31 protein-coding genes are annotated in these 26,001 nt (G+C 53.6%); 16 read left to right on the top strand and 15 right to left on the bottom strand.

Annotated features, from left to right (window positions below):
• Position 1: 1 nt before the first annotated feature.
• Entirely contained in the window at positions 2–1,219 is a 1,218-nt protein-coding gene (locus tag GRI36_RS02415) for a sensor histidine kinase (protein WP_160597017.1), read from the bottom strand.
• A 99-nt stretch (positions 1,220–1,318) separates the two neighbouring features.
• Positions 1,319–2,839 carry a fumarate hydratase gene (locus GRI36_RS02410; protein WP_160597016.1) on the bottom strand — a complete coding sequence of 507 codons (1,521 nt, stop codon included), beginning with the start codon at positions 2,837–2,839 and terminating at the stop codon, positions 1,319–1,321.
• 181 nt (positions 2,840–3,020) lie between these two features.
• On the opposite strand from GRI36_RS02410, the gene GRI36_RS02405 reads away from it, so the two are divergent.
• The 5 genes from GRI36_RS02405 (at position 3,021) to GRI36_RS02385 (ending at position 8,284) form a co-directional block, all read left to right on the top strand.
• A complete protein-coding gene (locus tag GRI36_RS02405) occupies positions 3,021–3,623 on the top strand; it encodes a protein-L-isoaspartate O-methyltransferase family protein (protein WP_235902137.1) in 603 nt (200 codons plus the stop codon).
• 2 nt (positions 3,624–3,625) lie between these two features.
• Positions 3,626–5,116 carry a TolC family outer membrane protein gene (locus GRI36_RS02400; protein WP_407985655.1) on the top strand — a complete coding sequence of 497 codons (1,491 nt, stop codon included), beginning with the start codon at positions 3,626–3,628 and terminating at the stop codon, positions 5,114–5,116.
• Positions 5,117–5,146: 30 nt separating this feature from the next.
• Positions 5,147–5,626 carry a DUF2497 domain-containing protein gene (locus tag GRI36_RS02395; protein WP_160597015.1) on the top strand — a complete coding sequence of 160 codons (480 nt, stop codon included), beginning with the start codon at positions 5,147–5,149 and terminating at the stop codon, positions 5,624–5,626.
• Positions 5,627–5,711: 85 nt separating this feature from the next.
• Entirely contained in the window at positions 5,712–7,895 is a 2,184-nt protein-coding gene (locus GRI36_RS02390) for a S9 family peptidase (protein WP_160597014.1), read from the top strand.
• Positions 7,892–8,284 (top strand): (2Fe-2S) ferredoxin domain-containing protein, encoded by a 393-nt coding sequence (locus GRI36_RS02385; RefSeq protein WP_160597013.1) that lies wholly within the window; start codon positions 7,892–7,894, stop codon positions 8,282–8,284. The genes GRI36_RS02390 and GRI36_RS02385 overlap by 4 nt, the downstream gene beginning before the upstream one ends.
• A 34-nt stretch (positions 8,285–8,318) precedes the next feature.
• Here the strand turns inward: GRI36_RS02385 and GRI36_RS02380 are convergent, their stop codons facing one another.
• Positions 8,319–8,630 carry a hypothetical protein gene (locus GRI36_RS02380; RefSeq protein ID WP_160597012.1) on the bottom strand — a complete coding sequence of 104 codons (312 nt, stop codon included), beginning with the start codon at positions 8,628–8,630 and terminating at the stop codon, positions 8,319–8,321.
• A gap of 114 nt (positions 8,631–8,744) precedes the next feature.
• Here GRI36_RS02380 and GRI36_RS02375 point away from each other — a divergent pair, with 114 nt between their 5' ends.
• Genes GRI36_RS02375 through xth form a run of 3 tightly spaced genes read left to right on the top strand, consistent with a single transcriptional unit; the run spans position 8,745 to position 10,325 of the window.
• Positions 8,745–9,176, top strand: a complete 432-nt coding sequence (locus GRI36_RS02375; protein WP_160597011.1) for a CBS domain-containing protein — start codon at positions 8,745–8,747, stop codon at positions 9,174–9,176.
• Positions 9,177–9,207: 31 nt separating this feature from the next.
• A complete protein-coding gene (gene erpA / locus GRI36_RS02370) occupies positions 9,208–9,537 on the top strand; it encodes an iron-sulfur cluster insertion protein ErpA (RefSeq protein WP_160597010.1) in 330 nt (109 codons plus the stop codon).
• On the top strand, positions 9,537–10,325 hold the full coding sequence (gene xth, locus GRI36_RS02365; protein ID WP_160597009.1) for an exodeoxyribonuclease III: 789 nt from the start codon (positions 9,537–9,539) through the stop codon (positions 10,323–10,325). Before erpA ends, xth begins: the two co-directional genes overlap by 1 nt.
• Positions 10,326–10,391: 66 nt before the next feature.
• Here xth and GRI36_RS02360 read toward each other — a convergent pair whose 3' ends face one another.
• The 10 genes from GRI36_RS02360 to GRI36_RS02315 all read right to left on the bottom strand — a co-directional run bounded on the left by GRI36_RS02360 (position 10,392) and on the right by GRI36_RS02315 (position 16,989).
• Positions 10,392–11,060: a cell wall hydrolase gene (locus tag GRI36_RS02360; protein ID WP_160597008.1), complete on the bottom strand. Its 669-nt coding sequence runs from the start codon at positions 11,058–11,060 to the stop codon at positions 10,392–10,394.
• A gap of 196 nt (positions 11,061–11,256) precedes the next feature.
• The gene (locus GRI36_RS02355; protein WP_160597007.1) at positions 11,257–11,592 is read right to left on the bottom strand and encodes a DUF1491 family protein; all 336 of its coding nucleotides are present in this window, start codon (positions 11,590–11,592) and stop codon (positions 11,257–11,259) included.
• A gap of 8 nt (positions 11,593–11,600) precedes the next feature.
• Positions 11,601–12,119, bottom strand: a complete 519-nt coding sequence (locus GRI36_RS02350) for a PaaI family thioesterase (protein WP_160597006.1) — start codon at positions 12,117–12,119, stop codon at positions 11,601–11,603.
• Positions 12,079–12,540 (bottom strand): PTS sugar transporter subunit IIA, encoded by a 462-nt coding sequence (locus GRI36_RS02345; RefSeq protein ID WP_160597005.1) that lies wholly within the window; start codon positions 12,538–12,540, stop codon positions 12,079–12,081. The genes GRI36_RS02350 and GRI36_RS02345 overlap by 41 nt, the downstream gene beginning before the upstream one ends.
• A 135-nt stretch (positions 12,541–12,675) precedes the next feature.
• Complete coding sequence (hpf, locus tag GRI36_RS02340) at positions 12,676–13,239, bottom strand: ribosome hibernation-promoting factor, HPF/YfiA family (RefSeq protein WP_160597004.1); 564 nt, start codon at positions 13,237–13,239, stop codon at positions 12,676–12,678.
• Positions 13,240–13,301: 62 nt separating this feature from the next.
• Positions 13,302–13,988, bottom strand: coding sequence for a DNA polymerase III subunit epsilon (dnaQ, locus tag GRI36_RS02335; RefSeq protein WP_160597003.1), 687 nt, complete (start codon positions 13,986–13,988; stop codon positions 13,302–13,304).
• Positions 13,989–14,068: 80 nt separating this feature from the next.
• Positions 14,069–14,665: a dephospho-CoA kinase gene (coaE, locus tag GRI36_RS02330; RefSeq protein WP_160597002.1), complete on the bottom strand. Its 597-nt coding sequence runs from the start codon at positions 14,663–14,665 to the stop codon at positions 14,069–14,071.
• Positions 14,662–15,540, bottom strand: coding sequence for a shikimate dehydrogenase (aroE, locus tag GRI36_RS02325; RefSeq protein ID WP_160597001.1), 879 nt, complete (start codon positions 15,538–15,540; stop codon positions 14,662–14,664). Before aroE ends, coaE begins: the two co-directional genes overlap by 4 nt.
• The gene (locus GRI36_RS02320; protein ID WP_160597000.1) at positions 15,537–16,121 is read right to left on the bottom strand and encodes a Maf family protein; all 585 of its coding nucleotides are present in this window, start codon (positions 16,119–16,121) and stop codon (positions 15,537–15,539) included. Before GRI36_RS02320 ends, aroE begins: the two co-directional genes overlap by 4 nt.
• Before the next feature lie 22 nt (positions 16,122–16,143).
• On the bottom strand, positions 16,144–16,989 hold the full coding sequence (locus GRI36_RS02315) for a pyruvate, water dikinase regulatory protein (RefSeq protein ID WP_160596999.1): 846 nt from the start codon (positions 16,987–16,989) through the stop codon (positions 16,144–16,146).
• A 325-nt stretch (positions 16,990–17,314) separates the two neighbouring features.
• On the opposite strand from GRI36_RS02315, the gene hemE reads away from it, so the two are divergent.
• From hemE to GRI36_RS02285, 6 genes are all read left to right on the top strand, one after another.
• Entirely contained in the window at positions 17,315–18,340 is a 1,026-nt protein-coding gene (gene hemE, locus GRI36_RS02310) for a uroporphyrinogen decarboxylase (protein WP_160596998.1), read from the top strand.
• 45 nt (positions 18,341–18,385) lie between these two features.
• A complete protein-coding gene (locus GRI36_RS02305; protein ID WP_160596997.1) occupies positions 18,386–18,829 on the top strand; it encodes a CopD family protein in 444 nt (147 codons plus the stop codon).
• 216 nt (positions 18,830–19,045) lie between these two features.
• Positions 19,046–20,311, top strand: coding sequence for a transcription termination factor Rho (gene rho / locus GRI36_RS02300; protein WP_160596996.1), 1,266 nt, complete (start codon positions 19,046–19,048; stop codon positions 20,309–20,311).
• Between the two features lie 58 nt (positions 20,312–20,369).
• The gene (locus tag GRI36_RS02295) at positions 20,370–21,317 is read left to right on the top strand and encodes a 2OG-Fe(II) oxygenase (protein WP_160596995.1); all 948 of its coding nucleotides are present in this window, start codon (positions 20,370–20,372) and stop codon (positions 21,315–21,317) included.
• A 90-nt stretch (positions 21,318–21,407) separates the two neighbouring features.
• Positions 21,408–21,800, top strand: coding sequence for a BLUF domain-containing protein (locus GRI36_RS02290; protein ID WP_160596994.1), 393 nt, complete (start codon positions 21,408–21,410; stop codon positions 21,798–21,800).
• Positions 21,801–21,810: 10 nt separating this feature from the next.
• Positions 21,811–22,236 carry a hypothetical protein gene (locus tag GRI36_RS02285; protein WP_160596993.1) on the top strand — a complete coding sequence of 142 codons (426 nt, stop codon included), beginning with the start codon at positions 21,811–21,813 and terminating at the stop codon, positions 22,234–22,236.
• Here GRI36_RS02285 and GRI36_RS02280 read toward each other — a convergent pair.
• Together GRI36_RS02280 and GRI36_RS02275 are read right to left on the bottom strand one after the other, a co-directional pair.
• A complete protein-coding gene (locus tag GRI36_RS02280) occupies positions 22,206–22,625 on the bottom strand; it encodes a nuclear transport factor 2 family protein (RefSeq protein WP_160596992.1) in 420 nt (139 codons plus the stop codon). The two genes, GRI36_RS02285 and GRI36_RS02280, sit on opposite strands and share 31 nt — an antisense overlap.
• The gene (locus tag GRI36_RS02275) at positions 22,622–24,211 is read right to left on the bottom strand and encodes an FMN-binding glutamate synthase family protein (RefSeq protein ID WP_160596991.1); all 1,590 of its coding nucleotides are present in this window, start codon (positions 24,209–24,211) and stop codon (positions 22,622–22,624) included. Before GRI36_RS02275 ends, GRI36_RS02280 begins: the two co-directional genes overlap by 4 nt.
• A 163-nt stretch (positions 24,212–24,374) precedes the next feature.
• Here GRI36_RS02275 and GRI36_RS02270 point away from each other — a divergent pair, with 163 nt between their 5' ends.
• Both GRI36_RS02270 and mnmE read left to right on the top strand, forming a co-directional pair.
• The gene (locus GRI36_RS02270) at positions 24,375–24,635 is read left to right on the top strand and encodes a DUF6489 family protein (RefSeq protein WP_160596990.1); all 261 of its coding nucleotides are present in this window, start codon (positions 24,375–24,377) and stop codon (positions 24,633–24,635) included.
• 29 nt (positions 24,636–24,664) lie between these two features.
• The gene (mnmE, locus tag GRI36_RS02265; RefSeq protein WP_160596989.1) at positions 24,665–25,942 is read left to right on the top strand and encodes a tRNA uridine-5-carboxymethylaminomethyl(34) synthesis GTPase MnmE; all 1,278 of its coding nucleotides are present in this window, start codon (positions 24,665–24,667) and stop codon (positions 25,940–25,942) included.
• Positions 25,943–26,001 lie beyond the last annotated feature (59 nt).

The following is a 26,001-nucleotide window of genomic DNA, read 5'->3' as shown; positions in this document are numbered from 1 at the left end:
GTCACCTCATTGGAAGCCGAATTTCGGTGCAGAACCCATCATCAGTTGGGCCAGCCGATATCGCGGCCTCGTTACCAAAGCGTGCCTTCAGCCGGTCACGCACGTTGGCGAGTCCAATTCCGAAACCAGGCTCTGCGATGTCCTTGGCACCGGGTCCATCGTCGCTGACAGTGATCACCAGCCGCTCATATTCTTCTCGAGCAGCGATTCTGATGGTCACGGGGCGTGTAAGCGGCGCAACGGCATATTTAACCGAATTTTCGACCAGGGGCTGCAAGATCATTCCAGGCACACGCGCATTGGCGAGGGCATCTGGTAAATCAATTTCAGTCATCAGCCGTTCCGGAAAGCGAATTTGCTCAATCTCCAGATAATGTTGTTGCAGCGCGAATTCATCTGCCAAATCGACATCGGAGGTCGTATCATCGGCCAGACTGTGGCGATAAAAACTCGACAAAGTCTGGATCATATTCTCGGCGCGATCAGTCTTGCCAGTCATAACCAGAGCGCTGAGCGAGTTGAGCGAGTTGAAAAGAAAATGCGGGTTCACTTGATACCGTAATGACCGAAGCTCGGCCTCTTTCGCCTGACGCCTGAATTCACCTTCTCTTCGTTCGGCCACTTTGGTTTGCGCTACTGCCAGCATCGCAAAGTATATCGATGCCCAAGCGAGCAGCAAAAAATACCGCCCCAGCGCGATATCAACAATCATTCGCCAACGCTCCCAACCGACCGGAGCCTTAGCAATAAGGACTTCTTGTGAAGGTGTATCTTCGACCAAAGACTCGGCTTCATCACCAACACTGGCGGTTGGCACTTCGATAAAAATATTGCCCGCCTCGTCGCGCCGGATGCCGACACCGCGCTCTTTCCCCATTTTCTCTGCCATTTGGCCTTGAACGGGTGCGAACACCATTTGGTTGACCTGAGCGATCAATACCGAAGCGGGAAGCGCAAGAATGAAAGCCGCGGCGATCTTCATCCATAGCGCGCGCGCATCGAACAATCGAAGGAGGGTCCAAAGGCAAAAAGTAATTGCGAGGCCCGCCAGCGTGACCAGCGCGCGCCGGAAGAGAATATCAGTCTCGAATTCCAGTCCGACGATTGATCCGCGAATTGTTTGCAAGACAAAATAGAGCGTCCACAGCACGGCCATGGAGATGATGACAGTACGCAGCGATACGCGTGCTAGGCTAGGGCTGGAAAGTTCGTGGTTCATATCGTGGTGCCGCCTTAGCTTGATTCTTCATCTACGGGCCAGTTCCGTCGTCGAAAACACGATGCCTTTCGTCGAGCGACATCAGGTGTCGGTTCACAATCAGGCGAGCAGGTCCTCCTCGGCAATCCGTTTTTTCCAGTGTGCCGGTGCTAGCGTATGAACATTATTACCAGCACTATCGACGGCCACGGTCACCGGCATATTTTCAACTGTGAATTCGTAAATCGCCTCCATGCCGAGGTCTTCAAAGCCGACAACTTTGGCTTCTTTGATCGCGCGGCTGACGAGGTAAGCTGCTCCGCCCGTGGCCATCAGATAGGCGACCTTAAACCGGCTGATAACATCCACCGCGTCAGCGCCGCGCTCTGCTTTGCCGATCATCGCCAGTAGCCCAAGATCGAGCATCATTTCTGTGAATTTATCCATTCGGGTGGCCGTGGTCGGCCCGGCTGGGCCAACCGCCTCGCCCATGACCGGATCCACCGGCCCGACATAATAAATCGCCCGTCCTCTAAAGTTCACTGGCAACTCTTCGCCCTTGGCAAGCATATCCTGAATCCGTTTATGCGCGGCATCACGCCCGGTCAGCATCTTGCCCGAAAGCAATATCCGGTCTCCATGCTCCCAGCTGGCGACCTCCTCTTGAGTCAATGTGTCAAGGTTAACCCGCTTTGCCGCGGCATCGGGCGCCCAATTCACGTCTGGCCATTCATCCAGCTTGGGCTGTTCAAGATAGGTCGGCCCAGAACCATCAAGCGTGAAATGTGCGTGTCGCGTCGCGGCACAATTGGGAATCATCGCGACCGGCTTGCCCGCGGCGTGGCACGGCGCGTCATAAATCTTTACATCAAGCACAGTAGAGAGCCCACCCAGGCCCTGCGCGCCGACACCCTGTGCATTGACCGCGTCGAAAATATCAATCCGCAGCTGCTCGATATCATTTTGAGCACCGCGCAGCTTAAGCTGAGCCATATCGATTGGGTCCATCAAGCTTTGCTTGGCAAGTTTCATGCAATGTTCGGCTGTGCCGCCGATACCAATGCCGAGCATGCCCGGTGGGCACCAACCCGCACCCATGCTAGGTATCTGTTCGATGACCCAATCGACGATATTGTCGCTCGGGTTCATCATCTTGAACTTTGACTTATTCTCGCTGCCCCCACCCTTGGCCGCAACATCAATCGAAACCTTATCGCCTGGGACCATTTCAACCGACAACACAGATGGCGTATTGTCGCGCGTGTTGCGGCGAGTGAAGGCAGGATCGGCCAGTATCGAAGCGCGCAGCTTATTTTCCGGGTGGGTGTATGCCTTGCGAACCCCTTCATCGACTACTTCTTGCAGGCTGCGCTCGGAATCGAGACGGCAATTCTGCCCCCATCTGACGAACACATTGACGATGCCAGTGTCCTGACAGATCGGACGGTGCCCCTCTGCGCACATCCGGCTGTTGGTCAAAATTTGCGCAATTGCATCCTTTGCAGCGGGGCCTTGCTCGACCTTATATGCCTCGCCCAAAGCGCGAATATAATCCATCGGGTGATAGTAAGAAATATATTGCAAAGCGTCGGCAACGCTTTCGATAAGGTCTTCTTCGCGGATTGTGATCATGTCGCTCATCGATTCCATACTCCTGCCGGTCGAATGAATGTCCCATAGGCGGGACTTGGCATTACGGTCAAAGCACTTGGCCACTCCCCACTATCATCCTAAAGCGTCCGAGAGATAGAATTGACACGCCACGGATTGACGGGCTGTGTTATGCTGGTAATACAGCGTTTGAAAATAGAGAGCCAGAATTTTGACCACTTTAGAAGCACCATCAGGAAATCACAGCACGGCACGCCGTGCAATGGTCGACAGCCAATTGCGCACCAGCGGAGTGAATGAGGAATTTGTTCTCAACCGGATGAACACCGTGCCGCGCGAAGATTTTGTGCCTGAGGCTGCACGCGGAACAGCCTATATCGACCGCGCAATTACGCTTGAGAACGGTCGCCGGATCGCTGCCCCCTTATTCTACGGTATGGTTCTGGCTGAGGCCCAGCCGAAGCTTGATGACACTGTGCTCGTGGTTGATGCAGGTAGCGGATATTTGCCCGAGCTAATCCGCACGTTGGTTGCCAGCGTTGACGTAATTTCTCCAAACGAAGCAATCACGAAGAGCCGCAAAAAGTCGGCCTATTCATTGGTTTTAGTCGACGGCGCGATAGAGCATGTGCCCGCACCCCTCGCCAAAAGGCTGGCCGATGGCGGACGCATCGTCACCGGAGTGCTTAAGAACGGGGTCACGCGTCTCGCCACCGGTCGCAAGTCTGCAAGCGACGTGGCGCTGCTACCACTCGCCGAAATTGGCATTCCGCGCCTATCTGAATTTGACAAAGCGGCAAGCTGGAGTTTCTAATTGTGAATATTCGGGCAACCAGATTGGCATTCTTGGCTGGTGCCGCCGCACTGGCAGCGCCGCTGGCAAGCCCGGCACAGGCCGATACACTGCGCGAAGCCTTGGCCGAAGCCTACCAGACCAATCCGACATTGCAGTCCGCCCGGGCCCAGCAACGCGCCAATGATGAAAATGTGCCAATCCAGCAATCAAGCGGCTTGCCCTCAGCCAGCTTCACCGCGCAGCATATCGAATTCGTCAGGACCAGCGGCAACAGTTTCACCGCGCCGGAGCGCACCCTGCAAGCAGGTATTGATTTGGGCGTGCCGATTTATTCGGGCGGCTCGGTCAAGAATTCTGTTCGCGCCGCCAGAGAACGTGTGAGCGCCGGACAGGCTGATTTGCGTGCAACCGAATCGTCGATTTTCAGCTTGGTCGTCGCTGCCTATATGAGTGTTATTCGCAACGAAGCGATTGTCGGGTTGACGGCCAATCAAATCGACGTGTTGTCGATCAATTTGCAAGCAACCGCAGACCGCTTCGAGATCGGCGATTTGACAAGAACCGACATTGCCCAATCGCAGTCACGCTTGGCTGTGGCGGAAAGCGATTTTCGCTCTGCCCAAGCCAATCTGATAGGCGCACGCGAGGTCTATATCCAGCTCGTCGGCCGCGCTCCAACCGACCTTCAGCCGCCGCCGCCACTGTCAGGTCTGCCAAGCAGTGCCTCCGAAGCCGTTGATATTGCTTTAGAGTTTAATCCTGATTTGATGGCCGCGAAAGAACGCGCTGCCGCCTCTGAATTAGACATCAAAGTGGCGGGCGCGAGCCGTTTGCCCACTGTCTCCTTGTTCGCCAACACCGATTACACCAACTTTTACGGAACATTGGGCGGGCCGACCTCGAACAATTTCGCGCAAAGCGAAACCACCGCTAATGCCGGAATCTCTCTGCGCATTCCGATTTTCCAAGGCGGCCGGCCAGCCGCGCTTCAACGGCAAGCGACCGCCCGGGCGACTTCTGCTTTTGAGCAAGTGATCGCCGCAGAGCGCGATGTTATTGCCCAAGTTCGCGCTTCTTATTCCAGCTGGATTGCGGCAAATTCGATTATCGTCTCGTCGCAAACCGCCGTTGCCGCCGCTGAATTGGGCCTCGAAGGAGTGCGGGCAGAAAACTCCATCGGCAATCGGACTATTTTGGACGTGCTGAATGCCGAGCAAGAATTGCTCTCGGCACGAGTGCAATTGGTGACCGCGCGGCGCAATGCCTACGTCGCCGGGTTCAGCTTGCTGGCTGCCATGGGCCGGGCCGAAGCACGCGACCTTGGCCTCGATGACGAAGGCCTGCTATATGATCCGGTGGTCAATTTAAACCGCGTAGACGGCGCATTTTGGGATTGGGACCGTGACCCAGATCCGGTCGCTGTATCGACAAGAACCGTTGACATTACAGCTCCTGACGCTGACATTCCACAAAGCGGTGCGGCGGATGCCGAATCAAATATTAACCAATAATCGGTGAAAAGTGGGGGTGTCAGATTCAATATGCGCGAGCAAAACGAATCTTCGGTCGAGGAAATCCTAGAATCGATCAAAAAAGTTATCGCCCGGGATAACCGGACTGGGGCAGTTATCGAGCGGCGCAAGCGCGAGGAAGAAGGCGTGGTCGAGACTAAGCCAGAAGCCAAATCTGAATCCGCCGAAGACGATTCCGATAGAATCTTAGAGCTGAGCACAGCTGAGCTGATCGAAGAAGCGCCTGACGAGGAGCTTGGTGATGAAAAAGTTCCACTAATCACCGAGAAAGCTCGCGACTCAATGCGCGACAACCTTGCCGCGCTGGCAATGCTGGCCGAACCCGGCGTACCTCCGCAAATCGTGCGGAGCGGCGAAACCTCGCTTGAAGGCTTGGTACGCGATTTGCTTCGCCCGATGCTGTCCGAATGGCTCGATGAGAATTTGCCTGGAATGGTCGAAAAGATGGTCAAAGACGAAATTTCGAGAATTGCCGGAAAGCGCGGTTAAGCCCAACTGACTTGGCTATTAAGCCGAACATCTCGGGGGCATGATTGCACTTGCGCGTTTGGGCCCAGGCTTTAGTTCTGCGGCCATGATAAAAACGCTCAAGCTCACAGCCTCGTTCGCGGCACTCGCTGTCTCGGTGCCCGCAGTCGCACACCATCATACCGAAGGCGATTCTGAAGAACCCGTCGCAGAACCCGCCCCGATGAGCGCGCTAGATCTTGTGGCAATGCCCAGGTTGGGCACACCGGCGGTAACGGCAGATGGCAAATACGCGGTTTATTCCATCACGCAAACTGATCGCGAAACGCTGGCTCGGTCAACTATCCATTATTTGAGAGACCTGCGCTCTGCCGACGCTTTGCCTGTGGTGATTGATTTGCGCGGCGACGCAAACAGCTTAAGTTTCGGGGCGGACGATTGGCTCTATTTCTTGTCAGACAGGCCATCGAATGATGCGGAAGAAGGCGCTAATATCAGCACGCAGGTTTGGCGCGCTGCGCTTGAGGTAGACGGGAATGTTGCCGGCCCAATGCAAGTCACCGACTTGCCTGCAGACGTACAGGGCTTCCATATCTCCCCAGACGGGAGCAAGATCGCGGTGTTTGGCGATGTTGGCCGCGATTGCGCCCAATTTGGTTGTGATGGCGATGGAACGGCACATTTACCAGGACCTGGCACTGGCAGAATCTATGATGCGAAGGGCGGTTTTTACCGCCACTGGGATCAATGGGAAACGCCGGGCAGCTACAGTCGTGTATTTGGCTTCAATCTAGTCGATGGTGTCGCAACGGGAGATGGCTATGCAGCCGATGGCCCTAATGATGAAAATGCGCTGATTGGTGACACGCCGACTAAACCGTTTGGCGGCGGGGAGGAAATTGCTTGGTCCGCCGACGGGTCAGGCATTTACTTCGCTGCCCGCCAATCGAACGCAGAAGAGCCGCTATCAACCAATGTCGATATTTATTGGTCTGCATTGGACGGCGACACACCCAAGAATTTGACCTCCGCCAACCTAGCAACAGATACTCTTCCCGCCCCTTCGCCCGATGGGAAATGGCTCGCCTACTTGGCGATGGAGCGGCCAACTTACGAGGCCGATCGCCTTGTGATCCAGTTGCGGAACATTAAAACGGGCGAGACGCGCGCGCTAACCAAAGGATTTGATCGCAGTTTCGGTTCGCTCGCGTGGACGCCCGATTCGCGCTGGATCATCGCTAGCGCGCAAGATGTGCTCGACACGCCAGCATTCAAAATTGACCCGCAAAACGGCAAGGTAGAACGGCTTGATTTGATGGCTGGTTATGAGGCTCATATCGGCAATCTGACACCAATCGCTGGCAATGGGTTACTGTTTACCCGCGATTCTATTGGTGGTCCTGCGGAGCTGTTCCTCACCAAAGATTGGTCGCAAGCCATCCCGATCACCAATATCACTAGGCCGACCATTGGAAAACGCGCTGGAATAGTGACGACCCGGTTCAACTTTGAAGGCGCGGAAGGCGATACGGTTTGGGGTCAGATTACCAAACTGGATGGGTTCGAAGGCGAAATGCCAGCAATTCTCTACGTTCATGGCGGGCCACAAGGCTCATTCAATGATGGTTGGTCCAGCAGGTGGAACCCGCGCGTCCTGGCGAGCCAAGGCTACGCTGTAATCTCCGTCGATTTCCATGGTAGCACCGGATACGGCCAAGAATTCACCGATAGCATCAATCAGGATTGGGGCGGCAAACCACTGGAAGATCTGCAAAAAGGCCTTGCTGCGGCATTAGCGCTCGATACGCAGATTGACGGTGAGCGCACCTGCGCGATGGGTGCGTCCTATGGCGGATATATGATGAATTGGATTGCCGGAAAGTGGGCCGACCGGTTCGATTGTCTAATCCAGCATGATGGGCTGTTCGACATGCGCAGCTTCTATTATTCGACTGAAGAATTGTGGTTTCCCCGCTGGGATTTCGGCGGCTCTTACGTGGAAAATCCCGATGCTTACGAAAAGTGGAATCCAGTCAACCATGTTAGCAATTGGAAGACGCCGATGCTCGTGATCACGGGCGAGAAAGATTACCGCGTCCCGTATTCGCAAGGGCTGCAAAGCTTTACCGCATTGCAGGAACAAGGTGTGGACGCGCAATTGCTGGTTTTCCCCGATGAAAACCACTGGGTCCTGAAGCCGAAGAATTCACTCCAATGGCACAACACCGTGTTTGATTGGCTCGGGAAATATCTAGCTGAAGAGAGCGCCAAAGGTCCGGCTGGAAAATGAGCAAAAAGCAGGAATTGCTCAAGGCTCAGCTTGCACTTGGCAAGATTGGCGGTGAGACAGTTGATAGGCAGATATTTCTATGTGCCGTGTCCGAGAAACAAAAGTGCTGCAAGGCTGACGACGGCAAGCGTGCGTGGAGCTATCTCAAGAAACGACTGAAGCAACTCGGATTGGTCGGACCCAAACGCGCGGATGGATCAGGCGGAGTGCAACGAGCCAAAGCGGATTGCCTGCAGGTTTGCGCAGCAGGCCCTATCGCGGTCGTTTGGCCTGACAATGTCTGGTATCATTCCTGCGACGAGGAGGTGCTTGAGAAAATTATCCAAGGCCATTTGATCAAAGGCGAAATTGTAGAGGAATTTCGACTGCAAAGCGCTCCGGCGATTTGATCTGCTGGGGCCCAGTCTCGCAATTCCCAATACTTCAATCCTCAGTCTTGTCGCGGTCCCAAGTGTCGTCGTCGGTTAGATCGGTGACACTTTCATCATGGCCCGTGCCACTCGATAAGAAGACCAAGCCCATCAGCGCCGATGTCAAAAGCATCATGAAGCCGATACCAAGCGCAGTTGCGATGTAAAAATGCACGGAAACCGAGCTTTCGCCATCATAAAGCAGCGCCAAAGCGATTAAAACCACACCGATGGTGACCATCATCATAAAGCGCATCAGGCGCTTGTAACGCGCCCACGCAAAGGCGGCAGTTTCAGGATTGTCGAGGGGGGATTTGGGAATCATGTGGGCCTCATGCCGTGCGGCAACTAACCTTGCAACCAGGTAGCTGTGAAAGAGATTCGCATTTCGTTATTGTTCATGTCACACTCACCAAGTGAAATAGGAGAGGTCTCGCCCATGGATATCGCGCAACTAATCGCCGATCGCGCAAGTTCGGAAACCATCACTTGCGACGTGAATGACAGCGTCGGGCAAGTTATCGCCCAATTGGCGCAGAAGCGCATTGGCGCATTGCCAGTCATGCAGAACGGTCAGCTTGCTGGAATTTTCTCTGAACGCGACGTGATCTACCGGATGGCAGAAGTCGGCGCGGCGTGCCTTGATCGTCCGGTTGGCGAGGTTATGACCGCGCCCGCAATAACCGTCGACAGATCAGCTAAAGTTGACGAAGCGCTGGGAATGATGTCGCGTAGGAGAATCCGGCATCTACCGGTGGTCGACGATGGGGCGATGATCGGATTCATTTCAATCGGCGATCTAGTGAAATCTCGGATGGACGAAGTCGAACTGGAAGCCGAAGCGATGAGGAACTACATCCAGACCGCTTGAGCGGCGGCACCAAGTTCCCTACATAGAGTATATGGCTGAAACACTGAAACTTACAGAATCTGCTGCAAAGCGCGTAGCCTGGATTGCGGATAAGCAGGCCAAGCCAGCAATCCTTCGTCTTTCGGTCGAAGGTGGCGGATGTTCTGGCTTCCAATATAAATTCGATCTCGCTGATGAAGCGGAAGCAGACGATCTAGTTAGTGAAACCGACGGCGTGAGGCTGGTAGTCGATCCGATAAGCTTGGATCTGGTCGGCGGAAGCATCGTCGACTTTGTGGAATCGCTCGGCGGCGCTGCATTCAAAGTCGAAAACCCCAATGCGGCAGCCGGTTGTGGTTGCGGGTCGAGCTTTGGCATCTAGTGCGGATCGCTACCTACAACATTAATGGCGTGAAAGCGCGCCTGCCGCGTTTGCTGGAATGGCTTGACGAAACGCGACCCAAGGTGGCGTGTCTTCAGGAAGTGAAGAGCCAGGATGAGGGCTTCCCCGCAGAAGAATTCGAAAAAATTGGCTACCACGCGATCTGGCATGGCCAGAAAAGTTTCAACGGTGTCGCGATCCTTGCCGATGGAGTAAAGCCCATCGAGACCCAGCGCGGCCTTCCGCTTCTCACCCCCGATGAGCCCGAGGATATTCAATCGCGCTATCTTGAGGCCGAAGTGGACGGTATCAGAATTGCCTGCATTTATCTGCCCAATGGCAATCCGCTGCCGGGCCCGAAATTCGATTACAAGCTTTCTTGGATGAAGCGGCTGAGGGCGCGGATGGCTGAGCTTTGGGAACTGGAAATTCCGTGCGCCGTCGTCGGCGATTATAATGTGATACCGCATGACGATGATGTGTGGGCGCCCAAGGCCATGGAAAAGGATGCACTGATGCAGCCCGAATCGCGGGATGCGTATCAAAGGCTGCTAGCCGATGGTTGGACTGATGCGATACGCACGCTCAATCCGCGCGGCGGCGTATGGACCTATTGGGACTATCAGGCGGGCGCTTGGCCACGCGACCATGGTTTCAGGATCGATCATTTGCTCCTCACACCTGAATTGGCAGACCGAATGACGGCTGTGGGCGTGGACAAAGAATATCGTGGGCGTGAAAAAGCTAGTGACCACACTCCGGTTTGGGTGGAAATAGCGCCGGAATAGGCAGCAAAAGAAAAGGCCCCCCATTCCCAGAGAGGGCCTTTTCAATTTGCTCAATCAGCGCAGGATTTAGCGATAGAAAATGTGTGTATTAATGGTGGCGCGCGCAGTTTTGCGGTGGCGCCATTTCGGGCTCACATATTTGGCGTGGAAATAAAGCGCATCGCGCACTTCGCTTTCCCAGTGACCTTCATGCGCTATTCGCGCGATAGCCTTCGCCTTCTTCCAGGCAGCAGAACTACGGCTAATGCGAGGCATCCGGCCGTTTTTGATGAAGCTGAACTGCGAACGCTGATGCACAACGCTGCAATAGCTTGAGGGAAAGACATCCGATTCGGCCCGGTTGATAACAACCTGTGCAACAGCGAGTTGTCCAGAAAGCGGTTCGCCGCGTGCCTCGAAATAGACAGTGCCAGCCAAGCATTCCATTTCGCGGGATAACTCATACCCAGCGTCGGTGTTACGAACGAGCTCGCGAAGGTTCGAAGCAGCGGGAACGCTGACAGCGGTTGCGGCTTCAGCAGAATTTTCGGGTGTGGTGACCGGTGGAAGCGGTTGAACCACTTCTTCTGATACAAACAGCGGAACCGTTTCATTGGTCACAGGCTGGGAAATTTCTTGAATCTCGTCTTCAACACCCTGCTGGGCATTGGCACCGGAGATCGCGGTGCTGGCAAAGGTTATGCTGACGGTCGCTGCGATTGCGGCAAATCCAACAAAGTGAGTCTTACGAGCCATAAGTTCTTGTCGTTAGGCGGTGGACGAGCGCTGTCGCAGGCTGGGACCTTTATAGGGTAGTCGGTAATGTAAGGGTCCAGAATTGGCCTGCCGGCCGCCCCCCGTCTGCGTGCTAACTGAATGGCCGAGTGCCATTCCGCCGCCTGCGCATCGGAAGTTCGATGGTGGAAATAGTTTCAAATGAAATTATGTCAACTCATTTATGCTGCACTGCGGCAAAACGTTCTGCATCTGCGATATCCAGCTCCAAAACCCACATATCGGGGTCTTGCTGTGCCCTTCTGGTAAGATACTCTTCAAATTCCTTCGGTTTTTCAGGATCTTGAGTTTTGGTGAGCGCGAACACCCTCGAACCGTCGAGTTGAGGCATACGCTCATACAGGCGATCTGGCTTGCCGCGCTCTGTCATCAAGAGAAGGATTGTACCGGCGTCACGCTCGCCTTTGGACAGCACAGTTGCAAAGCCGCCCTGCGACTGCACGGCGCGAATTATTCCTGATATTTCGAGATGGGCGGGGAGCCGGTCGTCCATTTCAAAGCCTATTCCGCACTATACCCGGGCAAACCCGATAGAGCTATGTGAGACCGCATGAAGGTGCCAGTGCCACGGCCAATTTCGTCGCCCTCTTCATCAATCAAGCGTGATTCGGCGACAAACACCCGCCGTTTACCGCTGACCCAATGACCCTCTGCAATAACCCGGCCTTTTCGAACAGGCTTGGTAAAGTGAAGATTGAAGGATGTGGTCAGCAGGAAGCGATCTGTGACCAGCGTATTGGCGGCATAGAATGCTGCATCATCGAGCATCTTAAAATAGACAGTGCCATGCGCTGCACCCGCTGCATGGTAAGATTGCTCAGTCACATTGAAGACCAATCGCGCGAGACCTTCCCCGGTAATTTCCAAATCGGAATCGAACAGGGAGTTTACCGGAGCAGATGCGTAAAGGCGTTCAAGCGCGCGAAAATGCGTATCCGCGCCGCTTGCCGAGCGACCTGCTGCAACTGGGTCCGACAAATCAGGCAACTGCTTTATCCGCGATATCGGATAAAAGCGCATAGATTGCCTCGGAGTCTACCGCGTCAACCAGCGCTTCGTACATTTGTTCATCCCGCGCGATTCTCGAAATTGCGGCGAGTGCGTACAGATGGCTCGCCCCCGCATCAACGGGTGACAACAAACCAAAGACCAAATTGACAGGCATTTTGTCTGCAGAGCCGAAATCAACAGAATTGTCGAGCTTCAACAACACAACCACCGGACGATTCACAGATCGGCTTCGGGCGTGCGGAATGGCAATTCCGCGACCAAAACCCGTGCTCCCGAGAGACTCGCGTTCTTCAAGAGATTCGAGCACCTCGGTTTCATTTACCCCATATGCAGATGCGAATCGCACAGCGAGTTGTTCCAGAATGGCTTGTTTCGAGCCGGCACCGGTAGTTCCCACGGCCTCGGGCAAAAATCTAAAATTAGCGTCCATCTTTATCAAAACTTTTGTTCAATAGATTCTCCAAGTCCGCCGGCGGATGCGCACCGCACCTCTTCGGTTGGTCCGGTTTGATCAGTCAAGATCGCCTAGAACTGGAGCGATTCAGCAGGGGGTGCTGAATGGAAATTAACGCGGCTCAACCCATCCGATCGAACCGTCACCCCGGCGATAAACCATATTATGGCGCCCGCTTCCAGCATTTTTGAAGAGCATCGCATTGGTGTCGCGCAAATCGAGCATCATGACTGCATCGGCTACGCTGGCTTCGGGAATGTCGACAGTGGTTTCAGCAATGATTGGCGGCGAGTCATCAACTTCTTCTGCCTCAGGTTCTTCAACCGCAAACACTGTATACGCGGCTTCCTCTTCCCGAACAGCGTGATCGGCCTGCTCATGCCTGTCATTCAGCCGACGTTTGTAGCGACGGATTTGCTTATCGACCTTTTCAGCCGCCCGGTCGAATGCTTGATGGGCGTCGTGCGCTTCAGCATGACCTTTTACCGTCAGGCCGTGTATGACATGTGCAACAATATCGCAGCTGAACGCATTAGCCGGTGCTTTGCCAAAGGTAACATTAGCAGAAATCGCTCGGCCAAAATACTTCGCAGCCATCGCATTGAGGCGGTCCGTAGCGTGATCTTGAAGAGCGGCACCTGTTTCTACCTGATGACCTGAGACACGAATATCCATGGCGATTCTCTCCTTTTTCCGGAGGCGGGGGCCTCCAATTGATTATACCGGTTTATCCGGATCTATTTGCCCCACAGAGGTGACTCTATCTGTTTAACAAACGCTTGATGCCGCACGAGTTCTTCTGCCGATGCAAAATGTGGGCGAGGTTCGCGGCGCACTTTAATGATGGAGGCAGCAGCGTGAGAAGCTGGTGAGTTATTGGCTTCGGTTTCGGCAGCAAGCTCAAGACCAATTTGCCGTCCGCCAAGCAACTCGACATACACCTGCGCAAGCAATTCCGCATCGAGCAGTGCGCCATGTTTAACCCGGTGGCTACGATCTACGCCGTAACGCGAACACAGAGCATCAAGCGAGTTCTTTGCACCAGGATGCTTCTTACGCGCTATCTTTACCGTATCGACCATTCGGTCCAGATTGATTGGCTCACGCTGAATCAGCGCGAGTTCATTATTCAGAAAGCCGAAATCAAATCCTGCGTTGTGTGCAACCAGCGGCGCATCACCAATAAAGTCGAGCAATTCTTCAGCAATATCGCGAAAGAGCGGCTTGTCGGACAGGAATGCCTCTGACAATCCGTGAACCGCTTCTGCTCCGGCGGGCATGTCACGCTGCGGGTTATAATAGGAATGGTAGCTTGCGCCGGTTTCGACGCGATTGACCATTTCCACGCAGCCGATTTCAACCATCCGATCCCCTGCCTTGGGGTCAAGGCCGGTGGTTTCGGTATCAAAAACGATTTCGCGCATTGGCGTAAGTATCGGCTCGAAACCCGGTATGTGCAAGAGGCTTCGTAGGTATTTTTTGGCGCTTCACGGCAACCAGCTTATCAATCCGGGCTTCGCAAGCTTTCAATCAGTTGGGCAACTTGGCGCTCTGTCTTGCTAAGCGTAGTGCCGGTATTGATCACATGATCAGCGCGCTCGCGCTTTTCCGCATCAGGAACCTGAATTTCGAGGATGTGAGCAAATTTTTCGGGCGTCATTCCGTCGCGGGCAAGCACGCGGGCGCGCTGAACATCCGCGGGTGCGGATACGACTACAATCCGATCGACCGCTTCATGGCCGCCTTTCTCGAACAACAATGGTATATCGAACAGCACCATGGGCGCTGCCCCATGTTCGACCATAAACAGCTGCCGTCTGGCAGCGACTGCAGGATGTACAATCGCCTCGAGCCGGGCCCTTGCGCTTGCATCACCAAACACCAAGGCTCCAAGGGCTTCCCGATCCAGTCCGCAGGGACCAGTGCTACCCGGAAATTCTGCTTCGATTGCGGGGAGTAATTCGCCTGCAGGGCCCTGCATAGCGCGCACCTCAGCATCGGCATCAAACACCGGCACTCCGGCCTTTTCAAACATAGCTGCGACGGTCGATTTGCCCATGCCGATGGAGCCTGTAAGCCCGATGATCAGCGGTTTGCTCATGCAATTAACCTTTGGCGCAGTTCAGCATCGCGGCCGCGTGGAGGGGCAGCACCGAAGAACAACTCATATGCGGCGGCGGCCTGTCCAACAAGCATTGTAAGCCCGTCGACTGTCTCGAATCCGGCTTGTTGCGCGGATTTGAGAAATTCTGTTTCAACCGGATCTGTAACGATATCATAAATTATGCTGCCCGGCGGCGCGTGGCTAAAGTCAAATGCCAAAGGCATCTGGCCGCGCATCCCGAGAGGTGTAGTGTTGACCACCAGATCAAGGCAGCCATCGCGGTCATCAAATTCAAAGTCGGTTGGCTGTGCGAAATGTGAAATGGGCACGGCATGATGATCGTTGGCGTGAGTGAGTTCACTCAATAACGCCTCAGCCCGGTCAATTCGGCGTCCAGCGACTACCAATACCATACCTTCGCCTTGCAAGGCAGTAACGATAGCTCTTGCAGCGCCACCTGTGCCGAGGATACGCGCCATTCTGAACAAATGGTTGTTGGATAGCGTGCTTCGTAAAGGTTCCAGAAATCCGGCGACATCGGTATTATATCCTTTTAGCGACCCATCTTGCTGCCTGATGACCGTATTTACCGCGCCCACCTTCTCGGCCAATGGATCTAGGGTGTCGAGCAGCGAAATGATCGCTTGCTTGTGTGGCATGGTAACATTGCAGCCAAGCCAAAGCGGGGACTTGCGGCGACGCATCAAAAAGTCGGCAAGGCCTTCAGACGATACGGCTTGGTGCTGATACATCGCCTCGATGCCCGCCTCACGCAGCCAGAAATTATGAATTAGCGGAGATTTCGATTGGACGATGGGATCGCCGATAACTTCGGCATATTTTACGCCTTCCAAGCGCTCGTCAGGACTCATTTGTCCAACAACTCCAGCTCTCGCAGCGCACCGAGCACAGGCAGCAACGGCATACCGAGCACGGTGAATTGGTCACCATCAATCCGGTCAAACAGCTGAACGCCAAGCGCTTCAATCCGAAAAACGCCGACACAACCTGCTACCGCCGGCCATTCTACCGACAGATAGGTTTGTATGAATTCCTCGGATAATTCACGGACATAGAGAGACGCCTTGGCAGCATCTTGCCACAGGACTTTGCCATCTCGAACCAGCGCTGCACCACTGTGGAGTTGCATTTCCCTGCCAGAGAAAAAGCGCAAATGTTCTGCGGCAGCGTCTATCGTTGCGGGCTTATCGAAGCGCTTGCCGCCTACAATGACAAGTGAATCACTGCCAAGGATCACGTCGTTAGAGTGTGATGTGCTGATCGCTTGCGCCTTTGCCACTGCGAGGCCGGTGGCAATTGCTTGAGGCGAGGCACTGCCCATCACTGCTTCAACAGCGCGTTCATCTATAGCTGCTGGAACGCTGGTATAAGCCACTCCGGCTGCATCAAGCATAGCGCGGCGCGACGCGCTTTTGGAGGCGAGGATCAGCATAGAGAATTTCGAATATCTAAGATCATATTGGTTTGGTTCCAACACTTGGGGAGACATCGCGGCGTTCTCGTTCACCGACAAGATTGATTACCGCCGCCGCGGTTTCTTCAATAGAGCGGCGTGTCACGTCGATTACTGGCCAGCCGTTGTCGGCAAACATCCGGCGGGCGAACTTCACCTCGGCCCGAACGCGTTCATCGTCGACATAGGAGGTTTCGGTTTGCTCGTTCATACTCAGCAAGCGGTTTCGGCGGATTTGTACCAGCCGTTCTGGCGCTGTGGTAAGGCCGACAACCAGCGGCTTGGTCAGTTTGAACAGGATATCAGGGGGCGGGCTTTCAACCACAAGAGGAATATTGGCAGTTTTGTAACCGCGATTTGCGAGATAGATACTGGTTGGCGTTTTTGACGACCGCGAAACGCCGGCCAGAACAATGTCAGCCTCTTCCCAATTGTCTGAGCCAATCCCGTCATCATGCGCAATGGTGTAATGTATCGCGTCAACCCGGCGGAAATAAGCATCATCCATCAAATGCTGCCGGCCAGGCCGGCCCTGCGCGGCTTGCCCAAGTTGATCTTCCAATGCGGCGGTTACCGCATCCAGCGCTGGTACGGCTGGCAGACTCAATTGGCGGCAATGGTCTTCCAGCCGCTCTCGCGTTTCGGGATTGACCAGAGTAAACAGGACCAGGCCGGGGTGCTGGGCCAATTCGGGGACTATCCGGTCGAGATGCTGCTTAGACCGCACCATCGGCCAGAAATGACGGACTATATCGGCGTCTTCGAATTGCGCCAAAGCGGCCTTGGCCACCATTTCGAGAGTTTCCCCGGTCGAGTCCGATAAAAGGTGTAAATGCAGGCGGCTCATGAGCAGATTTTATCACCATAACGGGCTGTGGAAACTAACGGGCATAAACCACGGGACAAAGCTGACGACAAGTAGAGGGTGTGATTCCGTGCCCAATGCGAGTCCTGTTCAGGTAGGTTTGTAACCATGCAAAAGGGGTTTTCGACAGGCTGGGGACAGCGTGGATATGTTTTGCTTGACGCGCTAGAGTCGGGATTCGCGACACTGAAAGCTCTGTTCAAAGCGGGAAAAGTCGGGCAAAGCGGCCTTGTCCCCAATATCCACAGGGCCAACAACCTCCATCAACCTATTTATAATACTATATTATTTAGTAAGAGGCTCTCCGATGCCCGGAATTCTTCTCGAAACTTTACGCGGAAAGCGCGCTGATAAAGTTCCGTTGTGGCTAATGCGCCAAGCTGGCAGGTACCTGCCCGAATATCGCGCCTTGCGGGCGGACAAGGGCGGGTTTCTAGAACTCGTTTATGATTGCGACGCAGCCACCGAGGTCACCTTACAGCCGATCCGCAGGTTTGGTTTCGATGGCGCAATCCTGTTTTCGGATATTTTGATCATTCCCTATGCGATGGGTCAGAATCTGGAATTTCTCGCAGGTGAAGGGCCCAAGCTCTCGCCTAAGCTGGTGGATCATGCCCTAAGCAGCCTTGAAGCCGTGCCACAGCGCCTTTCGCCGATTTATGACACCGTTGCGAAGGTTAAGGCTGGACTGGGGCTGGAGACCACCTTGTTGGGCTTTGCCGGTTCTCCGTGGACCGTTGCGACATATATGGTCGCTGGCGAAGGAAGCCGTGATCAGCATGACACCCGCGCAATGGCCTATCGCGATTCCGGTGCTTTTGGGGCGATCATCGATGCCATTGCAAATTTGACTATCGAATATCTGGCTGGACAGGTCGAGGCAGGCGCGGAGGCTGTGCAATTGTTTGACAGTTGGTCTGGCAGTCTATCGCCTACTGAATTTGAACGCTGGGTTATTGCCCCCAACGCAAAAATTGTTGCAGCATTACAGACGCGTTTCCCCGATTTGCCAGTCATCGGATTTCCCAAAGGTGCAGGCGAGAAATTGCCCGCTTACATGCGTGAAACGGGTGTTTCTGCAGCTGGCCTTGACGAGACAATCGATCCAGTGTGGGCCGCGAAGGAACTGCCAGCCAATTTGCCTGTTCAGGGAAATCTCGATCCATTACTATTGCTTGCAGGGGGCAAAGCGTTGGAAAGCGGCGCCCGGCGAATTCTTGAAGCGTTCGTTGATAGGCCGCATGTTTTCAATTTGGGTCACGGTATTGGTCAGTTCACCCCGATTGAACATGTCGAGAATTTGGTAGAATTCGTACGGAATTGGAAATCTTGAGCAGAAGGGCGTGACGAAACCTGCGTCATCGCTTAAGTGAACTCCATGCAAGAATTTCTCGCCCCGATTTATCTATGGCTGAAGGCCGGCCACGTCATTTTTGTTATCTTCTGGATGGCGGGCCTGTTCATGTTGCCGCGGTTCTTTGTCTATCATCAAGAAACGGAAGCCGGTTCTCTAGAAGATACCCTCTGGGCCGAGCGTGAGCAAAAACTGCTCAAGATCATCCTCTTGCCTTCGATTATTATTGTTTGGGTGCTTGGACTGGCATTGATGTCAGCAATCCAGGCGCACACGCAGGGCTGGTTTCATGCAAAGTTTCTGATCGTGATTTTGTTGTCTGGTTATCACGGCTGGATGGCAGGATATGCGAAGAAATTGGCACGCGGAGAACGGCCTTTGCAGGGAAAAGCATTGCGGATGATCAACGAAGTTCCCGGTATTGCGGCGGCAATTATCGTGATTCTGGTCGTCGTTAAACCGTTCTGAGAAATGCGTCGGTGTTCCAACACGGAATCGACAGCAAACGAATTGACGCGGGCTCTATGCCAGCGTATTTGTTTGGCATCACCGGTTGAGGTTTGCATTCAATGCGATCTGGATCTGCTTTCTCCAAGCCCAATGATCTAGTCTTACGACTGACCGGCCAAAAATCACATTCGCCCGTTCGGGCACCCGCTGTTTGCGGGAATGAAAGACATCTAAATGCATCTTAAAGATCTGAAACTTAAAGCCCCGGCTGACCTTGTGAGCATGGCCGAAGAACTGGGCGTCGAAGGCGCCTCCACCATGCGCCGCCAGGATTTGATGTTCTGCATCCTGCGCGAACTGGCCGAAGATGAAGAATATACTTCTGAAATCATGGGAATTGGCACCATTGAGGTGATGCAGGACGGCTTCGGTTTCTTGCGTAGTCCTGAAGCTAATTATCTTGCCGGACCGGACGATATTTACGTTTCGCCCAATCAGGTTCGCAAATGGGGCTTGCGCACTGGCGATACTGTCGAAGGCGAAATTCGTGCACCCAAAGAAGGCGAACGCTATTTCGCGATTGAGAAACTGACTACGGTCAATTTCGAAGATCCTGACCAGGTTCGGTTGCGGACTAATTTTGACAATCTCACGCCGCTTTATCCTGAGGAAAAGCTATCGCTCGATACGCTCGATCCTACGGTTAAAGACAAATCGGCAAGAGTCATCGATATCATTAGCCCTCAGGGCAAGGGCCAGCGCGCATTGATCGTAGCGCCACCGCGCACCGGTAAAACCGTGCTTTTACAAAATATTGCCAAGGCAATTACCGATAATCACCCAGAAGTGTTCTTGCTGGTCCTGCTGGTCGACGAGCGTCCAGAAGAAGTTACCGACATGCAACGTAGCGTGAAGGGTGAAGTGATTTCCTCGACCTTTGATGAACCAGCTACACGGCACGTTCAAGTAGCTGAAATGGTTATTGAAAAAGCCAAACGCTTAGTAGAACATAAGCGCGATGTGGTAATCTTGCTCGATTCAATCACCCGCCTTGGCCGTGCCTACAACACGGTCGTCCCAAGCTCGGGCAAAGTCTTGACAGGCGGTGTCGATGCCAATGCGCTTCAACGTCCGAAGCGCTTCTTTGGTGCCGCGCGTAACATCGAAGAAGGCGGCTCGCTGTCGATTATCGCAACCGCGTTGATCGATACCGGTAGCCGAATGGACGAGGTGATCTTCGAAGAGTTTAAAGGCACGGGTAACTCGGAAATCGTGCTCGACCGGAAGGTCGCTGATAAGAGGATATTCCCGGCTCTTGATGTCGGTAAATCAGGTACTCGCAAGGAAGAATTGCTGGTCGAGAAGGACAAGCTTTCCAAGATGTGGGTCTTGCGCCGTATCCTCATGCAAATGGGTACAATCGACGCTATGGAATTCCTGCTCGACAAGATGAAGGATTCCAAGACAAACGAAGATTTCTTCGATACCATGAACCAATAGTCGAAGATCTAATTATCCTACCAAAAATCAGCGATGAGAACCGGAATAGGAGCGAGTGATGTCTGTCGAACAACAGGTGCGTTCGCTCTTATCCAATGGGGATCAGAAGGGGGCCGTGCTCCTTGCTGAAGAAGCTGCCATTAAAAACGATACCTGGGCATGTTTTTGCCTCGCTGAGTGGAAAATCGCAGGTCAGGGGATGCCCCGCGATATTGACGCTGCTTTTGAGCTTTATCGACGGGCGGCTAGTTTAGGTCACTTGCCTAGTAATTTGAGGTTGGCGCGGCTCTACGCAACCGGCACCGGCACGAAGAACTCGTTTGAAAGGGCGCATGAAATAGTTTCTTCATTTGCGCCGCAGGATAAGTTTTCTGCTGCTGAAATAGCTCTTCTAAGCGGAGAATTAGAAGCCGATTTGTCACCAGATGTGATCCGCGCAACCGGGCCGAACATTACCAAATTTAGCGGGTTTCTTTCCATTGCTGAGTGTGAGTGGATTAGATCGCTAGCAGCGGGATTGGTTCAACCTTCATTTGTAGAAGACCCCCAAACTGGCGAGCGTATTCCTCACCCGATCCGAACATCACACGGCATGAGTTTTGGTCCATTGCAGGAAAATTTGCCGGTGAACCGGATCAATCGGCGCATCGCGAAGTGGTCTGAGACTGATTATTCTTGGGGCGAGCCTTTGCACGTGCTCCGATATCTTCCCGGACAGCAATATCGGCCACATTTTGATGCTCTTCCCGCTGTAACTAATCAGCGTATCAAAACTGCAATTGTATTTCTGAATGATGATTTTAAGGGCGGTGAAACAACTTTTCCTGAGCTTGATCTGAAGCTTAGAATGAAATCTGGCGACATGTTATTATTCGATAATGTTGGCAGCGACGGGAGGCGCCTTGATCTGAGCAAGCACGCCGGCTTGCCGGTGATTGCGGGCGAGAAATGGATAGCAACCCGTTGGATTAGGGAAGAACCCTACCACCCATGGATTAGAGATTAGTTCAATTTTTTGCGGTGTCAGTTCGATTGACATCCGCCTGTTTCACAGTCAGCAACAATTCGAATTTTAGCGGAGGCGGTAACAAAATTTATGCGTCAGTATGTCTATATCAGCACGGCCACAGACAATCTGCGAAACGAAGATGTCTCAGATATTCTGGCTGCCGCGTTACGAAACAATGTTGGCAGCGGGATCACCGGTTTGTTGATTTTTAATGGGCGTAATTTCTTGCAGCTGGTCGAAGGTGAGCAAGAGGCTCTCACCAAGCTGATGGAAAAATTAGCGTTGGATAAACGCCATAACGGTATCGTTCGTTTGGTCGATATTGCGATCGACAAACGAGATTGTGCAGAATGGACAATGAGGCAAATTCGTCTGTCAGACAGCGTTAATGCGCGGCGGGAAGAGCTCGATGCGGTTTTACCAACATCTCTGCAACCGCATATCCGCAAGACAATCTTGAATTTCGCTTCTTTGAATTGAGGTTGCGTGATTGCGAGCTCAGGTAAATCTTGAAGGCTTCAGCGAACTTCCGATAATTGCCATCTTAGTTTCGAGGGTTGAAGCTCTCTGCCTTGCTTCAATGCTCGAAGATAACGGCATATTTGTGCACGTTGATGGTTCGAACCACGCGTCGGTCGATTTTATTTCACTGGCTCTTGGTGGGCACCGCATCCGCATTTTAAAGTGTGACTATGGTAAGGCGTCCGCGCTCATTCGGGAAACGGGGGCTGCCGACAGTTGGGAGTTCTCATTTGGCCACAGAAAAGCGGTAGTACGGCTTCTTTGCTCGTGGGGTGGCTTGCAGTGTGCGGCGGCGCTTTGGTCGTTTGTGTTTGTGCCTCTGTCTATCCTCGCAATGCCAATTAACCCGCAGGGCAGGGGAGATTATTTCTTGTCTGCCGAAATTGCTGATTGATCGGCTTCCAATTGAGCGGCCATGAGCTCCCACAATTTGTTCATCGCTTTCATCGGTCTAACCATCACTTTGAAATCGATGATTTTGCCTTGATCGGTAAAGCGGATCATATCGATGCCGTTAATCGTAATGCCGTCGATTTCATTTTGAAACTCGAGAATTGCGTCATTGCCATCGATTACCTCCCGGATGTATTCGAACGACCCGCTTCCAAGCACTTGCCCGGCCGCGGACAGGTAAGCGATGACCTTCTCACGGCCTTCCTGTGGTGTGTGCACGACTGGGGAGTGGAAGACTGCATTCTCATCGAGAATTTCCATTAACCCTTCTATAGTGCTGCCACTTTCGGCAACCTGGTGCCAATGTTTGATTGCGTTCTGCGCGCTCATCGCATTCTCCTGAAACTCTCTGCACTTGCCAGATCCCAATGGGTCTTGAGTAGATGGCTTTCGACACCATCAAGAAACGCATTTTCCGGCACAAATGTGTAAATTGAATCTATCGCGTTAGAGCGTGCGCCATTGACGCGCTCGCGCATATCTCGTGGTTCGATTTCCCATGGCGAATTAAGGCCCATTGCCACGACGATTTCGCGCAGGCTCTGCAACGTTTGGCTTTGGAAACGGGCCACGCGCGGTCCCTTTTGATCAACAACTAGGCCTTCTTGACGCCATTTCTCCTGCGTGGCGACACCTGTCGGACAATTGCCGGTGTGGCATTGCATTGACTGGACACACCCGAGCGAGAACATGAACGGTCGGGCAGCGTTGCACCAATCGGCACCCAAGGCGAAGGCTTTTGCCATCTGGGCACCAGAGTGAATTTTGCCCGAAGCGGCCACTTTAACACGGTGCTTGAGGCCTGTTCCTATTAGCGCATTGCGTACGAAAATGAGTCCTTCGCGCAGGGGCATGCCTACGCTGTTCGATAATTCCAATGGAGCGGCTCCGGTGCCACCTTCTGCGCCATCAACTGTGATAAAATCAGGAGTGATATCAGTTTTCAACATAGCTTTGGCAATCGCGAACACTTCGTGTGGCTGCCCGACGCAGAGCTTTATGCCGACTGGCTTCCCGCCGCTTAATTCGCGCAAATCGGCAATCCATTCAAGCATTTCGATGGGAGTCGAGAACTTCGAATGCGCTGCTGGCGAGAGACAGTCCTCGCCAACCGGAATACCCCGGGCTTCGGCTATCTCTTCAGTCACCTTGCGGCCAGGCAGGACGCCGCCATGTCCCGGCTTTGCACCTTGGCTTAGCTTGATCTCGATCATCTTAACTTGTTCGCTGGCAGCGGTTTCAGCGAACTGGCTCGCGTCAAATCTTCCGTCTTTAGCTCTGCAGCCGAAATATCCACTTCCAATTTCCCAGATCAGGTCACCGCCATGTATCTGGTGGTACCGGCTAATGCTGCCTTCGCCGGTGTTATGAGCAAAGCCGCCCAGAAGGGCACCTTGGTTGAGGGCTTCGATCGCGCGAGCGGAGAGCGACCCGAAACTCATGGCCGAGATATTCAGAAGCGCCGAAGAATAGGGCCTTTTGCAATCATCTTCGCCGATTTCGGTGCGCCATTCTTTCGGCGCATGGTCGTTGGGTACGACCGAATGGCTCAACCATTCATATTCATCCGAATAAACGTCTAGCTCAGTGCCCATCGGGTGGGCATCATTGTCACCCTTGGCCCGTGCATAAACGAGCGCGCGCGCCTGATGACTGAAGGGACGACCTTCCATGTCGCTTTCGACAATATAGGCCTGAGCGAAGGGCCGCAGATCCTCCATTATCCAGCGGATGCGGGCGATCAGCGGATAGTTCTTTCGCAGGCTGTGACGTTCTTGAAAGAAGTCCCACCATGCGATTGCGAGTAGAGGGGTGAGGGGCAGTAATCCCCACCGCAGCGCCGGTATCGCAGCGGACAATATGGTGAGGATGAGGAGGCTGAAGGGGATCAGATAGCGCGGAGTGAGTAGATTCATTCGGAGACACCCAAGGAATAGGTGACCTGATAGTTTAAGATTTTCACGAATGACTCCTTGGGATTTTCTTAGAATAGGCTTAACCCTTGTGCCTTGGCTTGCCAAACCCAGATAAGGATAAGCGTCACCCAAGAGGTGACCGTTTGATAACGGAGGAATTGCTATGAAGGTCCAGATCGAAATCGATTGTTCGCCAGAGGAGGCGCGGAGCTTCATGGGATTGCCCGATGTATCGAAGGCTAATGATCTGTATGTCGACACCGTGACCAAAGCGATGAAGGGCGTCAGCAACCCAGAGCAATTGCAACAATTCGCTAAACAGCTCGCTCCGATGGGGCAAGTTGGCTTCAAGATGTTCCAGAATTTTGTTGAAGGCGCGGTCGCGGGCGGCCTTGGTGGCACGAAACCTTCCAAGAAAGATTGATCTGACACCCCGCTGGCAGGTGTAATAAATTGATGGACACAATTTACGCCCTTTCAAGCGGAAGTCCGCCAGCAGGTATTGCCGTGATCCGTGTCAGTGGCAGCAAGGCTGGCCCGGCGTTGCAGAGCTTGGCTGGAAAATTGCCAGAAGCACGGAGAGCGAGCGTGGCAACCTTGCGCGATGCTCAAGGCGAAGTGCTCGACCATGCGATGGTCTTATGGCTACCTGGTCCATCAACTGTGACCGGCGAGGATATTGCCGAACTCCACCTTCACGGGGGTAGGGCGGTAGTCGCAGCGGCCGAGAACGTGTTGTCGATGGTAACGGGCTTGCGCAAAGCGCAGCCCGGAGAATTCACCCGCCGCGCCTTTGCCAATGGCAAGATGGATTTGGCCGAAGCTGAAGGTCTCGCAGACTTGTTATCGGCCGAAACAGAACTGCACCGCCGATCTGCGATGGCGATGGTGGGTGGCGCCTTATCACGGCAGATTGAAGGTTGGCGTGAGACGGTTCTGCATCTCTCGGCACAAGTGGAAGCAGCGCTCGATTTTTCCGATGAGGACGATGTTTCCAGTCTCCCAGCGGTGTTTCACCAACAAGTGTCTGATTTTAAACAAGAACTGGAAACATGGCTGTTAAGGCCCCGAGCGGACAAACTGCGTGATGGATTCAGAGTGGTTCTTGCGGGTCCTCCTAATGCCGGAAAATCCACTCTTTTCAATGCAATGCTTGGCGATGAAGCGGCAATAACAGCAGAAACGGCAGGCACTACCAGGGATGTCCTAGAGCGGCCTGTCGCACTTGAAGGAATTCCGTTCACTTTTGTCGACACTGCTGGGCTTCGCAATGACAGCCAAGATTCGATTGAGGCAATTGGTATTGCGCGAGCGGTCGCGCAAACCGAGATTGCGGATCTGGTGTTGTGGCTCGGACGGGAGGGACAGGGCCCGAAGGGGTCTTGGGAGATTGATGCGAAGTGTGATTGGTTGGATCGTGAGGCGAAGCATTCACCGATCGCCTCTCTGTCCGCTTTGTCTGGTGAGGGGTTAGATCAGTTGATCGGGCTGCTAATCGACTATGCGCGGAGTTCCATGCCGGCTCCAGGCGCCGTCGCACTCAACGCGCGTCAGCATGGATTAATTGCAGAAGCCAAAAACGCGCTGGAGCAATTAGGTGAGCAAGAAGACCCTCTGCTGATCGCAGAGCAACTGCGGCTAGCAAGACTTGCGTTTGATCGTTTGATAGGTCGAACCTCGACTGAGGATATGCTTGACGCGTTATTTGGACGATTTTGTATCGGCAAATGATGTTCCACGTGGAACAATTTTAGTGACCGAGGGGCCTCTCCCTGAGGACCAATGTCTTT

Source organism: Pontixanthobacter gangjinensis (genome assembly GCF_009827545.1).
Lineage (GTDB): Bacteria > Pseudomonadota > Alphaproteobacteria > Sphingomonadales > Sphingomonadaceae > Pontixanthobacter > Pontixanthobacter gangjinensis.
Note: the sequence above shows the minus strand (reverse complement) of the source record. Positions and strands in the feature narration are given on the sequence as shown.